Genomic DNA, 14,920 nt, shown 5'->3' on the forward strand with positions numbered 1-14,920 from the left:
GTTTTAAGAGCGAATTTTTTATTTGAAGCGGTACTCCTTGGAGATTTCTATACACTTAGTGTGTATAGAGATAGTTGTGATGTTAAAGCAGATTTTAGCCGCTCTAGGTTGATAATCTATTTGAAAAAGTATCAAATAATATCAGATGAAGAAACTTTAAATGAATTAAAAAAAATCATCAATGAGGTTAGGAACATACGGATCAAAAAAACTGTAAGTACTGATCCCAATAATCCGGCTCGCTATATATTGTCTATCCAATGCTCAGGTAAAAAAAATATGAATTTAAACTTGAAAATATAAGTCTATTGGGGAAAATGATCGAGCAATAGTGACACCACAAATAGATGATCCTTATAGCGAAGACGAAGATACTATAAATCTGAAACTTAGAGAAACCTGGTTAAAACAATATAATCACAGCGGATTTGAAACGATTTTTAACGGCCATTTTTCTATCTCTTCTGATTATTCCCCACCATTTTATAAAGAACATAGTGATAAAGATAAAAAGCTTCTTTCTGTATACGGTAATCTCGAAATAGCCCGTTATTTGCTTTCTCAAGAAAATATGAGTGACTGGGATTATGATAAAGCAAAAGAATTTTTTGCTAAAGCAGTTTTTGCATTTAATAAATTTTATTTTTCAGGTGGTAATATGAGTATGCATTTAGCATATATTCTAACTCCAATGTTGGCAACGATGAATTTATTGACCAACAAAGAAAAAAATATGAATATTGTTGAATGCATTAAAATTTTAGAGGCAGCGAGTATCTTCCGTGATGTTTTCCTCGACAAAATGAAAGAAGTTTATGGAAATGAATTCAGCCAAGTTAGCTCTGAATTTATAGCCGAATCAGCCAAATTGGATCAATTATGCCAAGAGATTATGAATCAGATCAGAAATTCTCAATCAACACAATGGGCGGATTTGTTTTTCAATGCAAAAAATATATCGCTGGAAATTAAATGCAAACTTTTGGATGGATTGAAGCTCACAAATGAAGAAAAAAAGAAGGTACTTCAAAATTTAGCGATGCAAGCTGATACATTATGGTACCAAGCAGATATCAAAGAACAACATTTAATGATCGCAAAAATTTATCAGCCTTTAATCGAACTATTGGACACTAAAGAACTGGAGTTTTTGCTTCAATCGCCTGGAGCTTCAGTCGAAATCAAAACAATGATTTGCCGAAATTTAATTCAGAGAACTAACATGAGTAATGTCAAGGCAGTAGATCATTTAATACAACTGATAAATGATTTTCGTGTTACTCTTAAAGATATGAATTTAGATAAAAATGTTTAAAAGATAAAGATGAGCCCTACGAGAGTTTAGCTAAGTTATTAGAGATACAGATGAATTTTGCGACAGAATTCGATGAGCCTGTTTTAACTGATGAGTATCTAGATAGTTTAATTGAGAAATGGCGTCAATTTCCGAACGAGAAGAAACAAGAACAGTCTATTGAGAAAAAAGAGCAAAGACCTGGTCTGTTTTCACAATCAGAATCTCAGAGAATGCAGCTACGACAAATCCAAAAAGAGAAAGCAATTAAATATTATTTGGAAACCGTACCAAATGATTTACAGAGATTATCTACACAGGTAGAACAGATCAAAACCTACTTTCAAAATTAAAAGAAACAATGGCTCACATAATAGATAAAGAAGAATTTCATGCAACCTATTTTCCAGAGAATATGGATAAAGACCAATTAGAATCACTATTAATTGCAAATGTTAATTCATGTGGTGTCATGATGAACAAATTACACGATATGTTAAAACAAATTAATGATACTGTTGAGAAGCTGAAAGAAAAAAATCATCCACAAACGGAGGAGCAATATGATCCTTTAAAGGCGGATGTGCAGCAAAAAATTGCCGCAGCAAAAGCAAGTACGTCTTATAATCTTGATGTTCAAATGATAAGAGTTGAAAAACTGCTTGCTGAGGCAAATGATAAATTTAGCCAATTATCAACCCAGTTGAATGTGAAAAATAGATCACTCAAAGACATCTACAATGATTCTTTAAAACCAGCAGAACAAGCTTACGTTGAAATGGAAAAATTTGCTGCGGAATACTTAAAATTAGCGGTGCAATTAGATAATATTATGGAAGATAGTATAAAAAGAGAAAATAATCAGGAATGGTTTTATAATGCGCCTAGAAATTTATAATGCCCTTGGATCAATTTTATGGTGGGTAATCGTGATGCTAATAAAACTCGATTTTCTACTGAATTACCCTTAGACCTATCAGACCGTCAGCCAAAAAGAGTTACAGGAAACATTAGAAACCTTTGTGCAACCAGCAATAGTAAAAAGTACTATGTTTGCTGAACAGCCTAAGGACAATAACTCAGTACAAGATTATGCTTCACAGCCTCAATCTAAAAGTGTAAGTTAGCAGCATTGACGCAAGGAAGCGAAATCAAAAGATCCCGTGTAAGGCCATTTTGTTACATCAAGCCATAAAACAATATTACAAACATCGCTTTTACTGCATCTTATTAAAACACAAAAAATTACACGCTTTAATACTAAGCTCATAAATAAATTGTATAGCACATATACAAATGTTTAATTTTGCTTTTATTACCTCGCAAGTTAACATATATAACGAGCTTAAATTGATCATTGAGCCTAAGCAAAGACCGTAGTATTGAAGATATTCTGCTTGAAAGAGGACATCAAGTTATTGAAGGTAAGACAGAATTTATTGAGTATAGCCATACCGCGGGTCTAACCTTTCTTAAGAAAGAAAATCTCAAACCAACCGAGCTAAACAGTTTGTAAGAAATCAACTGGAATTTATTTGTATTGGAAATGAACAGTGGCTTTCAAAGGGATCAATTGAAACATTGTTCTTCTTTTAATGTTGAAAATAAAAATACTAAAGTAGGAACTTCTTTATAAGATGTTTGTTACTCTATTATTCCTTTATTTGGATTGTTGTATTATGAGCAAATATAGAACAAAATTTAAAACAATAAACACCCACATCGTTACTCCTCTAGATGCAATAATTAATGAATCAGGACAAACGGAACAATTGGAGCTGGAACAACCAGAACCTGCACAATTAGAACAATCCGACCATATAGAACAATTAGCACAATTAAGCAACAACCAGCACAGTATTTTTTATAGATTGAATCATGATGAAAAACTAAATAATGCGGTACTTATCGCTATGCTGTCAGGCATGCTCATCTTTACAGTATCGTTTTGTTCTCAAGATAATAATCACGCTATAACCGGGTTAGCTATTGCATTAGCCGCTTTCTTTTTAAGGGTTATAATTGAGCTCATAGGAGAAGCCATGGAAAATAATAATGGCCGCTATGCTTATCAATCGCACTATAGGAATGGAAGATAACTAAAGCAGCAAAGCCTGGTTAATTGCAACTTTGTCAAAAGGCACGCTTTATTGATAGATCTCCAATGTATCAAAAAACGCTCGTTTTTAAGAGTAAAGTATTTTATTAAAAAACACATAATTTGAAATGTAAGACAATGTCTTATATACTTATATGTAAGATAAATTCTTACATTGTAGAGGTAGCTATGGCCCGCACTATGACTGTTGATTTGGGTAATGAACTTCGTCATTACGTGGAATCACTCGTAGATTCAGGAGATTATAGAAGTAATAGCGAGGTATTAAGAGAATCATTGCGTTTACTTCGTGAAAAGCAAGCTGAATCAAAACTTGAGCAACTGCGTCATCTTATAGATGAAGGAGAGGCTAGTGGTGATCCTCTAACATGGGATGCACATGATTTTCTTAAGCGAATGAAGAAAAAATCCCATGCCAGATAAAACATATCGTCTTTATCCAAAAGCAATAGAGGATCTTGAGTCCATCTATTCATATAGCACACATGAGTTTGGCATCAAAAGAACAGAGGATTATATTTTGGCAATTGACTCAAGCTTTCAGCGCCTCGCAGATGATCCCTTAATTGCTCGAAAGTGTGATTATATTCGACCAGATTTACGCGCATTTAATATTGGTTCTCATATTATTTTTTTCAAAACTACAGATTATGGCATCGCTGTTATTCGGGTATTGCATCAATCTATGGATTTTAATAGACACCTATAAAACGAACAATAATTACCCAAATAAATCTCATTTATCTCAAACATTCTGCTTTTTTCATATTACTGTAACGGTGAATAAAGGGTTGTTTCTATTTAAAATGCCTACTTTGAGATAGATAAGGTACCGGCCTGTTGTAAAAGATGATCTAATTTAATCCACAAAATACAATATAATTGATAATAAAGTTATTAAATCGTTTTATATAGATATTAACGACAGGAGATGTATCGTTGAATTTGTCCGTAATTAACCTCGATTTTGAGAGACAAAGAGTTGAATGATCATAAACTGTGTCTGTTGATATAGATTTTACCCCAAGTTAATCCTAATACAGCAGCAGTAAACGACCCAATCAAAACACCCAGTTTAGCCGCATTCAGCAATTTCTCATCATCAAAAGCCAACATTGCAATGAAAATAGACATAGTAAACCCGATACCCGCGAGAAGACCTACCAACGCGATGCCCTTCCAAGTCACATCAGGCGGCAATTTACACCATCTCATCCGCACGGAAGCCCAGCCCATACCCACAATCCCAAGAGGCTTTCCGATCACCAAGGCTATAGCAACACCAATGATAATTCTTAGCTCATTATTACTAGAGAAAGCACCACTACTCATGCTTACACCAGCATTTGCCAACGCAAATAACGGCATTACTCCGTAAGCAACCCACGGATGCAAAGCTCTTTGCACTCGAACAACCGGGGGTAATAATTCCCTCTGCGCTAGCTGAAGCTTTCGAAGCGACCGCGTCATCTTATGTTTGTCTTCCGTTTTTATATCTTGACCAGTAAGTTCGTTAGCAATGCGTGACAATATCTCTAAAGGACGCTCAGACATACGTACCGACACTGTAGGTGTCATCAGGCCAAGCACAACTCCTGCCAAAGTGGGATGAGCGCCAGTCATCAACATTCCAATCCAGATAATAGCTCCCGGAATAATATAACCAAATGCTGAACCTATGCCGATGCGTTGAAAGCCCAGCACCAATAGGATACCCAAACCGGCAATCAGAAAGCCTACATAATTAAGACCTCCCGAATAGAACAGTGCAATAATAAGCACAGCAACAATGTCGTCAATGATAGCCAGGGTCAGTAAGAAGATTCGAATATTTCCAGGGATAGAGCGACCTAGCAATGCAAGCACACCGACTGCAAATGCAATATCAGTTGCTGTCGGTACCGCCCACCCATTTTGCAGAATCGGTTGAGAATTGAATCCAAGAAAAATTAATGCAGGTACAACAACACCACCCAATGCAGCAATCATTGGAAGCATCGCCTGCCTGATATTACTTAATGCTCCTTCATGGATTTCACGACGAATTTCCATCCCAACAACGAGAAAGAAAAAAGTCATCAGAGCATCGTTGATCCAAAAATGTAGAGGCCAGGAAAACTCAAATGTTCCTAACCCGATGGAAAAGGGTGCGTGCCACACATTTTTATAGCTCGCCGCCCAAGGAGAATTAGCCCATATCAATGCGATAGCTGCTGCGATAAGAAGGACAATACCACTTAACAGCTTCGATATGTAGAAAGCGCTCAATTGAAGCAAAAGCTCGCTCTGCTAAAATTTGAGCGCGAGGCAAATCATGCCGTACCGGAGGGCTGTGCTTAGTCATAAACTCTCACAATCCTTGATAAATTGAAGTCTTGGCAAAACATTTAATTCATTAAAAACATATTGATAAAGTGCGAAATAAAATCTTTCACATGCATGTTATCAAACATTATATAATCGTCATAATGTTCACTTAAATACAAGATGTTAATGCAAGGACGTACTCTCGATAATGAGTTTATAAAGTCTTAATCAAAATTAACGAACTTTGATTCTATTTAGAGTTTGCAAACTACAATAAAGATAAAATGAGAAGTTCCCGAACAATACTTAATACGTCTACAAACCCATCGTTTTTGTGAACTCATATTATTTCGTTTCGAGAGACGATTTCATTAGGTTAAATGAATTCAAAGAACTGTTTAATTAATTTTGATTTAAATAATTACCATAAGGGCGCAAAATGGTATTTTTCGTATACTCTCTAAGACTAAACGCTTTTGCACCATCTAAATTTTGAAAAGGAATGTATTCATGGAGTTAAAAAACAAAACAGGAAATAGGCAAACCATATTAGGAGCGAATGGACAAATTGCGGAAGAGTTAGCAAAAGAACTGCGTAAAAATTATACGCCAGATATAAGATTAGTAAGCCGAAATCCCAAAAAGTCAATGTAACAGACCAACTTTTTCCAGCAAATTTATTGGATACTCAAGCTACAGACAAAGCAGTAGCAGGAAGTGAAATTGCCTATTTAACTGTTGGATTGCCCATGAATTCGCAAGTGTGGGAAGAACAATTTCCTACCATAATGAAGAATATCCTTAAAGCCTGTACTAAGCATAATTGCAAGTTAGTATTTTTCGACAATACATATATGTACGCAAAAACTAGCGAACCACAAACAGAAGAAAGTCCTTTTGTTCCAGCTGGGCGGAAATCAATTGTAAGAGCACAAATAGTTGAAATGTTATTGAAAGAAATAGATAACAAAAACATTGATGCAGTTATTTGCAGAGCCCCTGAATTCTATGGGCCTGGGAAAAAACAAAGTTTAACGAATACTTTAATTTTTGACAAAATTAAACAACATAAAAAACTAAAAGTCCCTTTAAGAGACAATACATTAAGAACCTTAATTTGGACACCAGACGCAAGTCGAGCAATGGCGTTAATTGGAAATACACCTGATACGTATAACCAAACTTGGCATTTGCCTTGTGATGACAGTAGACTAACCTACAAAGAATTAATAAATATTGCTTCAGAAATCTACGGACAAAAATTTGACTACACAGTTCTAAAAATGTGGATGTTTAGACTCGGCAGTTTTTTTAACAAACAACTGAAAGAATTACAGGAGATACTGCCTCGATATAAATGTGACAACATTTTTATTTCCAATAAGTTCAAAAAAAGATTCCCTGAGTTTGACATCACAACTTATCAAGAGGGTATTACGATGATTAAAAGTGAGCAAAAATGATTAAAATTCTGGTAATAGTTACGAGTGTTGCAAAGTATGAAAGTGGCAACCTAGAAACTGGATTATGGTTAAGTGAGCTGACACATATTTATGATAGTGCCAAAAAACGAAGTTATGAAATAACTATTGCAAGCCCCAAAGGGGGAATACACTCATTGATCCTGAAAGTTTAAAGCTAATGATATTAGATAAAATCTCCAGAAAATATTGGAAAGATGCTTCTTTTAGAGAGTTATTAAAAGATACGAAAGCACTTGAAGATGTTTCTGAACAACAGTTTGACTGCGTTTATTTAGCAGGCGGACATGGCGCAATGTGTGATTTTCCAAACGATATCCGAATACAGTACATAATTAAAAAACAATATGAAAGCGATAAAATGGTAGCTGCAATTTGTCACGGAGTTTGCGGGTTATTAAATGTAAAATTATCAAATGGTGAATACTTAATCCAAGGAAAGATCATCACAGGATTTAATTGGTTTGAAGAATGTCTAGCAAGAAGGAAAAAGGAAACTCCTTTTAATCTTGAAAATGAACTTAAAAAGAGGAGCGAATGGGTGGAGCTTTTGTTCTGGATATATGGGTTTATCCGTTTTAATCCGAATGAAAAGATTGCTCGATAAGAATCATATTCAGTAGGAATGGAAATACCTGCGATCAGTTATTATCTTCCCACCAAGTGCCATTGGAGAGACTTAATTGTTTAATATACTCTTCTACTGATTTACATAATTTAGGTTTTATGCTCATTAATATTTTTGTATTGAAGTGCTTATATTTTTTATCGACATCATAAAAACCTTAATTTCATATAAAAATACACTGATCTATTCCTAGATATTTGCCCCAGATATTTTATAGTTCAAATAAAATTGGATTAATAACCTTGGTTAATTATTTAATTTTGCTAATGGTTTATTATGCTATTCTCTGAGAGTTATAGAGTTATTGTTCTTTATCAGAATTTAAAATCTGAAAAAAGTAGCTTTTGAAGTGTCTACATTGCGCCTGAAACTACTGTTATTAAAAATAATGTTGATTAATAAAACTATATTTTATTAATCACTAATATGCTATATTTTGATTAATAAAGCGTGAGGTTATTAATCATGAAATGGAATTGGCAGCTTGAGAATTGGCCTAATTTTACTTGGGATTCAGATAAATTAGTTGTCTATGAACAGTCTTTTACTGAGAGAGCGGGTATTATTATTGGGTCTTCGCAACACATATCTCAAGAAGGTAAGCAAAATTTATTTATCGATTTAATGTGTACTGATGCTTTGGATAGTTCTGAAATTGAAGGGGAGCATTTAAACAGGGATAGTGTTCAATCTTCTATAAAAAAAGAGTTGGGCTTGTCTACAGAAGCTCCTAGAGCTAGTTTGGCAGAGCGTGGGATCGCCAAAATGATGGTTAATTTATATCAAACAATTTCTAGTCCACTAACACATCAGGTTTTATTTGAATGGCATCAATTTTTAATGGGTAATAGCCATCATTTCGAACATATTGGTCAATATCGTAATCATGAAGAAGCAATGCAAATTGTTTCTGGGCCTGATTATGATCGAAAAATCCATTTTGAAGCGCCTCCTTCAAAATGTGTTCCTGCCGAAATGGATCAATTTATTAATTGGTTTGAACGGAGTTCTCTCACTGGTTCAGCTCCTTTACCCACATTAACCCGAGCAGGAATAGCTCATTTGTGGTTTGAGAGTATCCATCCTTTTGAAGATGGGAATGGAAGAATAGGGCGAGCTATAGCAGAAAAAGCTTTATCGCAAGGATTTTCAAAACCAGTAATGACGGTATTGGCAAAAATATTATTAAAAAAGAGAAAGGAATATTATCAGCAATTAGGTTTAGCAAGTAAAACTTTAGACCTAACGTCTTGGCTTTTATGGTTTGCTAATATCGCCCTAGAAGCGCAACAAAGCACTTATTTGTATATTGATTTTATTATTAAGAAATCTGTTATTTTAAGGGAAGCGGAAGGGAAAATTAATCCAAGGCAAGAAAAGGCTTTATTAAGATTATTTCATGCTGGGCCTGATGGATTTGTAGGTGGTTTAAGTGCTAAAAATTATATGAGTATTACTGGTGCGACGATCGCTACAACAACCAGAGATCTGAATGACTTGGTTAAAAAAAATATTATCAAACGAACTGGCGAACTTAAAGCGACTCGTTATTTTTTAAATCTCGATAAGGCTTAAATGGAGTTTGTTGAATTGGGTACGCAGTGAGTTCCAAAATGGAACTTACTGAAACTTATAATTTGCCAGACACTGTAAAGTCTTTGGACTGCATTTATATCTGTTCTTTATTTACAGTTTGTATCGTAATGACTTCAGCAGACTTAATCACTCCCATACCCTTCAAAACATAATCGGTAACAAACTGCATTGGTTTTCTTAACCGCTCAACATCAACAATAATGTATCCCGCAGTCACATCATTACTCATCTTATGGTTCATTAAACGCTTTAGCGCATAAGCAGGGATATCCAGACTTTCTGCAATGGTGATAAATGTTCGTCTCAAATCATGTACTGTGAAATGACCATTATTATCTTCATACTGCCCAGCAGCAAAATTGAATAGGCAAGGAGTATTCTCATGGCCAAATTGGTATAGGCTTCACCTGGCCTAGTTTTTCGTGATATTTGGCAATGCGATCTCGGTTAATAGATAACATCGGTTTGCTTTTCCAGCTGGTGAAGGCTTTATCTAATATATGTTTGTAAACTAATGTTGCATTTCTATATACATATGACTTTTAGTCTTCCTACTCTTTCCGAGAAGAGTTATTTTTTAAGCACAAAGTTTAACCAAGCATCGAGACAAAATAAAAAGTAAAAATAGTGCGAGTCAAGACTGTTTTTTTATTTTTTATTTGTATAACATATCCATGTCTAAATTCTTTTTCTATCTCTTATCTGTGGATATCTTTTTTACCAAATAATATATGACTAATCAGCAATATATTAAGAACCCTTACCATATCTGATTTATATCATTTTTAAATCTCCGCAATTTCATTTAAGTTATTCACATTTTCTGTGGATAAGTCTGTTTATAGTCTGTCAAACTCCTTGTAGAATTTAGGAGTTAATCAGATGATTCATCATTTACCAAGGTGTTTTTCATATTATAGGGTCTCTACTTTACTGAATAAGGGCTGACTTTGGCCATCCATTGGCGATGGAGTCATTATCTAAATAAAAAACGTAAAAAAAATTTTTCTTAATATTCTCGAAGACTTAATGTTGATTTCAGCTCATGGTGCCTTGATATGGGATTTACAGCTTATTTTTCCCCATTTATGATATTTGTACGTAAATCAAAAAAAGAGTTATTATGTCTCCACGTGGCGGAAAAAGAGCAGGGGCAGGACGCCCTAGGGGTGAGCCGACTAAAGCAGTTCGTCTTCCGGTAGCCACACTTGTCGAATTAGAGCAATTAAAGAATCGCACGGTGCAATTGCCAGTTTTCGCAAGTAAAGTTCAAGCAGGATTCCCATCGCCTGCGGACGATTACATTGAAGGATATCTCGATTTAAATACCAAATTCATTAAACATCCATCCGCCACGTTTGTAGTACAAGCCACGGGCGATTCTATGGTGGATGCGGGTATTTTTTCAGGAGATTGGTTGCTTGTGGATAGGAGTATCGAGCCTTCTGATGGACGTATTGTGATTGCGGCAATCAATGGCGAACTGACGGTAAAGCGTCTTGCAAGAAAAGGGGGAAGAGTACAATTACTTCCTGCCAATCCCCAATTTAAACCCATCGATATGACACAAGATTGTGAGATGGTGATTTGGGGTGTGGTGACTTTAGTCCTGCATGAGCTTACCTAGTATGTTCGCTCTTGTTGATTGCAATAATTTTTACGCCAGCTGTGAGCGCTTGTTTCGTCCTGACTTAAAGGATGTTCCTATTGTGGTGTTATCCAATAATGATGGATGTTGTATTGCACGCTCCAGCGAAGCTAAAGCATTAGGTATTGCGATGGGAGCGCCTTACTTTAAGATTAAAGGTTTGTGCGAGCGGTATGGGGTACATGTTTTTTCTTCAAACTACACGTTATACGGCAACATCAGCCAGCGGGTGATGTGCACCATTGAAGAAATTTGGCCGCACGTAGAAACTTACTCCATTGATGAAGCGTTTCTTGATTTAAGGAGTTTATCTTCTTCTCCTGATTTATTTTGTCAGGAATTGCAGAAGAAGATTCTAAGACATACGGGAATACCTACTTCGATTGGCATTGGGCCTACGAAAACGCTGGCTAAAGTAGCAAATTATTTGTGTAAAAAAATTTATAGCACGCCAATATTGAATATCACGTCGAATCGTGAGCGGTTATTAAAGCAGATTTCTGTCGGAGCGGTATGGGGCGTAGGGCGGCAATGGGAAAAGAAACTCATCACGCGAGGAATTGACACCGCGTATGATTTGGCAACCACAAATATTCATCTTCTGAAAAAGCGTTTTAATGTGGTCTTGATGCGTACTGCCATGGAGCTGCAAGGAATTGTCTGTGGCGACTTAGAAGAAATAGAGCCCAAACAAAGCATTATGTCATCAAAAAGTTTTGGGCGGATGCAAACACAATTCGCATCAATTGCCGAGTCAGTCAGCAGTCATTGTGCTCGTGCAGTGGAAAAAATGCGTCGCCAACATTTAATGGTACAGCGAATAAGTGTTTTTGTTCACACCAATCGCTTTCGTGATGATTTAGCACAGCATACTCAGTCCGTAGAGTTTCAGTTGATTCATCCTACAGATGATGTGCGCTTAATAACTCAAATCGCTAAGCGGTGTTTGCAGCGTATCTTCAAATCCGGATATTTTTATAAAAAAACAGGTGTATGTCTGCATGATTTAATTCCTAAAGACCCAACACAATTGGACCTTTTTCATCAGCCAAGTGATGCGCAGCTCCAGCATACTGAGCACTTAATGCGTGTGTTGGACCAAATCAATCAAAAATATGGCAGAAGCACCCTTCGTTTGGCTGCAGAAGGCTATTCCAAACCTTGGGCAATGCGCGCGGAGCTTAAATCACCTGCGTACACTACGCGATGGTCTGATGTTCCTCAAGTACGTGTGTATTGAGGCTTTTTATGAGCTTAATTAGAAAAATTATTCACATTGATATGGATTGCTTTTATGCTGCAATCGAAATGCGTGATTTTCCTGAGCTTGCGAATAAGCCCATCGCGGTAGGAGGGGAGGCACATCGACGTGGTGTCATTGCCACCTGTAATTATGCGGCACGTGCATTTGGTGTGCGTTCAGCCATGCCTACGGCAAAAGCGCTTAAATTATGCCCTCACCTTATCTTACGGCCGGTGCGTATGGAGGTTTATCGAAAAGAAAGCCAATTGATTCGCGCTTTGTTTGAGGAATATACCCCTTTGATTGAACCTTTATCTTTGGATGAAGTTTATCTTGATGTGACCACCTCCACAAAGTGTAAGGGGAGTGCTACCTGGATAGCCCAAGAGTTACGTGAGCGCATTTATCAGACACGACAATTGACTGCGAGTGCAGGAATTGCCCCAAACAAGAGCTTGGCAAAAATTGCTAGTGATTGGCGTAAGCCTAACGGCCAAAAGGTAATTCGACCCGAGGAAGTTGCTGCATTTATGATTGATTTGCCGGTGCGCAAGTTATTTGGAGTTGGTCCTAGAATGGAAGAAAAACTTAATGCATTAAATATTAAAACATGTGGTGAGTTACAACAGCATTCAATGGAGTATTTATCCCATGAATTTGGTGCTCTAGGTCAGAGACTTTATGATTTAGCACGAGGAATAGATGAGCGTCCTGTCAATCCTGAACGTATTCGCAAATCCATTAGTGTCGAAGAAACTTATTTACACGATTTACCGAATGTGGAATCCTGTTTTGCTGCTTTACCCGAATTAATGGCGCGGCTTGAAGCACGAATGAAACAGGCAGGAACATTGTCTTCAATACACACTCTTTTTGTTAAATTAAAATTTAATGATTTTCAGCAAACCACGGTGGAATGTGTGCATGACAGTCTCGATTTAAATATATTATGCCAACTCCTACACGAAGGTTTTTTGAGAAAACGTATGCCAGTAAGATTGTTAGGCATAGGAATCAAATTGAAGCAAGAAAAGATCTATGAGGGCATTCAACTGCCTTTATTTGATTTAAACTTAGTTCAGAAGTGATAAATAACTCTAATATAAGGCATCCATATTTATGACGGCAGAAATCAAAATTCCAAATCTAAATGAAATTCGCGAAGCCAGAACGCTTCTCGGTGATAAAATTTTGCTGACTCCTGTTTGGGAATGGAGGGGACAAGAAAAAGATAATCTTTTTGGAAAGAATACTGAATTATTTCTCAAGCTTGAAACACTCCAATATGGTGGTTGTTTTAAACTTCGTGGCGCCTTATTAAATATGATGGCGCTAAAGAGCAGTGAATTAAAAAACGGAGTTACTGCTATAAGCGCTGGTAATCATGCAATTGCAGTCGCATACGCTGCAAAACAATTGGGTATCAGTGCGAAAGTTGTTATTCCAAAAACGGCTAACACATTTCGAGTTCAACGGTGTCAATCTTATGGCGCCGAAATCATTTATTGTGACACCATTAATGAAGGCTTTAACCTGGTTCATGAAATTGCAAAACAGGAATCTCGAGCCTTTATTCATCCTTTTGAGGGATACCAGACTGCATTGGGAACAGCTACATTGGGCTTGGAATTTGCGGAACAGACTAACAGATTAGATGCTGTTGTTGTCGCTATAGGAGGCGGTGGCTTATGTGCAGGGGTTTCAAATGCTTTCAAGCAAGCCCAACCCTCCTGTAAAATCTACGGGGTTGAGCCAGAAGGCGCAGATACAATGAGTCGAAGTTTCAAAGCGAATAAGCCAATGGCCATTAATAAAATTCAAACCATCGCAGATAGTCTTGGTGCCCCTAAAGCGGAACCCTATAGTTTCCATTTATGTAAACTGAATGTCGATAAATTAGTAACGGTTCATGATAATGAACTTATTACTGCAATGAAATTAATTGCAGAAGAACTCAAAATGATGGTTGAGCCAGCTTGTGCAGCTGCCATTGCAGCATCTCTTAACCCATTGAAAAACGAGCTTCATGGAAAAAGGGTAGGGATTATTTTTTGTGGAAGTAATATTGATATCAGTACCTTTTGCGGTCATTGTAATTAGAAAACTACTAATTCAAAGTTGATATATTTTCCGTTATTTCTAGGAAAATTCTCGTTTTTTTTGTTGGGGTCTTGGAAAATTCTGAAACAGCATTTGATAAGAGCCCCTTAAGGAGGCTCAGTAAGATGAAAAAACATAAATTTGTCCATTAACATCCACCGAACAATAGTTACTAATAAACAGATCACGAGCAAAAGCTTCATAATCAAAATAGTAGTATAAATTATCCGGCAATTGATGGGCATAACATTCATCAAATAATTGCTTAGCGAAATCAACCTCGGAATCAAAGCAACCGTGAAAATTTTCCAGCATAGTTTGTGCCTCATCTATTGAGCAGTAACAAAGAAGGGCTAAGCCCAACTCTGCGTGTTCTTTAATAAATGATGCGTATTCAACAATAGTGCCTATTGCTTCGTACTCATGGATATTGATACCGCCGAAACCTTCATAATCGTGTATGGCATACTCTTCAGCACTTTTTATTTTTAAGTCTGATTAATT

General features: G+C 36.4%; 15 protein-coding genes and 4 pseudogenes. 14 read left to right on the top strand and 5 right to left on the bottom strand.

The window, feature by feature from the left end; translation table 11 throughout:
* The first annotated feature begins 331 nt into the window (after positions 1–331).
* The 6 genes from DY223_RS05510 to DY223_RS05535 all read left to right on the top strand — a co-directional run bounded on the left by DY223_RS05510 (position 332) and on the right by DY223_RS05535 (position 4,122).
* A complete protein-coding gene (locus DY223_RS05510) occupies positions 332–1,315 on the top strand; it encodes a hypothetical protein (RefSeq protein WP_058460470.1) in 984 nt (327 codons plus the stop codon).
* Between the two features lie 50 nt (positions 1,316–1,365).
* Entirely contained in the window at positions 1,366–1,647 is a 282-nt protein-coding gene (locus DY223_RS05515; protein ID WP_058460471.1) for a hypothetical protein, read from the top strand.
* Between the two features lie 62 nt (positions 1,648–1,709).
* Positions 1,710–2,192 carry a hypothetical protein gene (locus DY223_RS05520; RefSeq protein WP_131744456.1) on the top strand — a complete coding sequence of 161 codons (483 nt, stop codon included), beginning with the start codon at positions 1,710–1,712 and terminating at the stop codon, positions 2,190–2,192.
* A 781-nt stretch (positions 2,193–2,973) separates the two neighbouring features.
* Entirely contained in the window at positions 2,974–3,393 is a 420-nt protein-coding gene (locus DY223_RS05525; protein WP_058460473.1) for a hypothetical protein, read from the top strand.
* A 200-nt stretch (positions 3,394–3,593) separates the two neighbouring features.
* Positions 3,594–3,836: a type II toxin-antitoxin system ParD family antitoxin gene (locus DY223_RS05530; protein WP_259293075.1), complete on the top strand. Its 243-nt coding sequence runs from the start codon at positions 3,594–3,596 to the stop codon at positions 3,834–3,836.
* The gene (locus tag DY223_RS05535) at positions 3,826–4,122 is read left to right on the top strand and encodes a type II toxin-antitoxin system RelE/ParE family toxin (RefSeq protein ID WP_058460475.1); all 297 of its coding nucleotides are present in this window, start codon (positions 3,826–3,828) and stop codon (positions 4,120–4,122) included. The genes DY223_RS05530 and DY223_RS05535 overlap by 11 nt, the downstream gene beginning before the upstream one ends.
* 281 nt (positions 4,123–4,403) lie before the next feature.
* On the opposite strand, the gene nhaA is transcribed toward DY223_RS05535, so the two are convergent.
* Both nhaA and DY223_RS19410 read right to left on the bottom strand, forming a co-directional pair.
* The gene (gene nhaA / locus DY223_RS05540; protein WP_235810556.1) at positions 4,404–5,615 is read right to left on the bottom strand and encodes a Na+/H+ antiporter NhaA; all 1,212 of its coding nucleotides are present in this window, start codon (positions 5,613–5,615) and stop codon (positions 4,404–4,406) included.
* Positions 5,602–5,757: a hypothetical protein gene (locus DY223_RS19410; RefSeq protein ID WP_235810557.1), complete on the bottom strand. Its 156-nt coding sequence runs from the start codon at positions 5,755–5,757 to the stop codon at positions 5,602–5,604. The genes nhaA and DY223_RS19410 overlap by 14 nt, the downstream gene beginning before the upstream one ends.
* 473 nt (positions 5,758–6,230) lie before the next feature.
* On the opposite strand from DY223_RS19410, the gene DY223_RS19330 reads away from it, so the two are divergent.
* The 3 genes and pseudogenes from DY223_RS19330 to DY223_RS19415 form a co-directional block, all read left to right on the top strand.
* Positions 6,231–6,374, top strand: coding sequence for a hypothetical protein (locus DY223_RS19330; protein WP_202972301.1), 144 nt, complete (start codon positions 6,231–6,233; stop codon positions 6,372–6,374).
* Positions 6,341–7,183, top strand: a complete 843-nt coding sequence (locus DY223_RS05545; protein ID WP_328585585.1) for an NAD-dependent epimerase/dehydratase family protein — start codon at positions 6,341–6,343, stop codon at positions 7,181–7,183. The genes DY223_RS19330 and DY223_RS05545 overlap by 34 nt, the downstream gene beginning before the upstream one ends.
* Positions 7,184–7,361: 178 nt before the next feature.
* A pseudogene (locus tag DY223_RS19415) lies at positions 7,362–7,613 on the top strand (DJ-1/PfpI family protein); the annotation flags it as partial.
* A gap of 98 nt (positions 7,614–7,711) precedes the next feature.
* Here DY223_RS19415 and DY223_RS19420 read toward each other — a convergent pair.
* Positions 7,712–7,846, bottom strand: a pseudogene (locus tag DY223_RS19420) (flagellar biosynthesis protein FlgJ); the annotation flags it as partial.
* A gap of 448 nt (positions 7,847–8,294) precedes the next feature.
* On the opposite strand from DY223_RS19420, the gene DY223_RS05555 reads away from it, so the two are divergent.
* Positions 8,295–9,404, top strand: coding sequence for a Fic family protein (locus tag DY223_RS05555; protein ID WP_058460477.1), 1,110 nt, complete (start codon positions 8,295–8,297; stop codon positions 9,402–9,404).
* Positions 9,405–9,498: 94 nt separating this feature from the next.
* Here DY223_RS05555 and DY223_RS19425 read toward each other — a convergent pair.
* Positions 9,499–9,934 (bottom strand): annotated as a pseudogene (locus tag DY223_RS19425) (hypothetical protein); the annotation flags it as partial.
* 614 nt (positions 9,935–10,548) lie between these two features.
* Here DY223_RS19425 and DY223_RS05565 point away from each other — a divergent pair.
* From DY223_RS05565 to DY223_RS05580, 4 genes are read left to right on the top strand one after another with little or no spacing between them, the layout of a single operon-like run.
* Positions 10,549–11,052 (top strand): LexA family protein, encoded by a 504-nt coding sequence (locus tag DY223_RS05565; protein ID WP_058460479.1) that lies wholly within the window; start codon positions 10,549–10,551, stop codon positions 11,050–11,052.
* The gene (locus DY223_RS05570; protein ID WP_115684284.1) at positions 11,039–12,313 is read left to right on the top strand and encodes a Y-family DNA polymerase; all 1,275 of its coding nucleotides are present in this window, start codon (positions 11,039–11,041) and stop codon (positions 12,311–12,313) included. The genes DY223_RS05565 and DY223_RS05570 overlap by 14 nt, the downstream gene beginning before the upstream one ends.
* Positions 12,314–12,321: 8 nt before the next feature.
* Positions 12,322–13,404: a DNA polymerase IV gene (gene dinB / locus DY223_RS05575; protein WP_064115149.1), complete on the top strand. Its 1,083-nt coding sequence runs from the start codon at positions 12,322–12,324 to the stop codon at positions 13,402–13,404.
* Between the two features lie 31 nt (positions 13,405–13,435).
* A complete protein-coding gene (locus tag DY223_RS05580; RefSeq protein ID WP_058459906.1) occupies positions 13,436–14,416 on the top strand; it encodes a threonine/serine dehydratase family protein in 981 nt (326 codons plus the stop codon).
* Positions 14,417–14,533: 117 nt separating this feature from the next.
* Here DY223_RS05580 and DY223_RS05585 read toward each other — a convergent pair.
* A pseudogene (locus DY223_RS05585) lies at positions 14,534–14,896 on the bottom strand (antirestriction protein ArdA); the annotation flags it as partial.
* Between the last annotated feature and the right edge of the window lie 24 nt (positions 14,897–14,920).

Source organism: Legionella bozemanae (genome assembly GCF_900450575.1).
GTDB classification, from domain to species: domain Bacteria; phylum Pseudomonadota; class Gammaproteobacteria; order Legionellales; family Legionellaceae; genus Legionella; species Legionella bozemanae.

Bases quoted from the DNA above. Each gene is read 5' to 3' on its own strand.
- DY223_RS05515 (WP_058460471.1), top strand. From the start codon at position 1,366: ATGAATTTTGCGACAGAATTCGATGAGCCTGTTTTAACTGATGAGTAT.
- DY223_RS05520 (WP_131744456.1), top strand. From the start codon at position 1,710: ATGGATAAAGACCAATTAGAATCACTATTAATTGCAAATGTTAATTCA.
- DY223_RS05525 (WP_058460473.1), top strand. From the start codon at position 2,974: ATGAGCAAATATAGAACAAAATTTAAAACAATAAACACCCACATCGTT.
- DY223_RS05530 (WP_259293075.1), top strand. From the start codon at position 3,594: ATGACTGTTGATTTGGGTAATGAACTTCGTCATTACGTGGAATCACTC.
- DY223_RS05535 (WP_058460475.1), top strand. From the start codon at position 3,826: ATGCCAGATAAAACATATCGTCTTTATCCAAAAGCAATAGAGGATCTT.
- DY223_RS19410 (WP_235810557.1), bottom strand. From the start codon at position 5,757: ATGACTAAGCACAGCCCTCCGGTACGGCATGATTTGCCTCGCGCTCAA.
- DY223_RS19330 (WP_202972301.1), top strand. From the start codon at position 6,231: ATGGAGTTAAAAAACAAAACAGGAAATAGGCAAACCATATTAGGAGCG.
- DY223_RS05555 (WP_058460477.1), top strand. From the start codon at position 8,295: ATGAAATGGAATTGGCAGCTTGAGAATTGGCCTAATTTTACTTGGGAT.
- DY223_RS05565 (WP_058460479.1), top strand. From the start codon at position 10,549: ATGTCTCCACGTGGCGGAAAAAGAGCAGGGGCAGGACGCCCTAGGGGT.
- DY223_RS05570 (WP_115684284.1), top strand. From the start codon at position 11,039: ATGAGCTTACCTAGTATGTTCGCTCTTGTTGATTGCAATAATTTTTAC.
- dinB (WP_064115149.1), top strand. From the start codon at position 12,322: ATGAGCTTAATTAGAAAAATTATTCACATTGATATGGATTGCTTTTAT.
- DY223_RS05580 (WP_058459906.1), top strand. From the start codon at position 13,436: ATGACGGCAGAAATCAAAATTCCAAATCTAAATGAAATTCGCGAAGCC.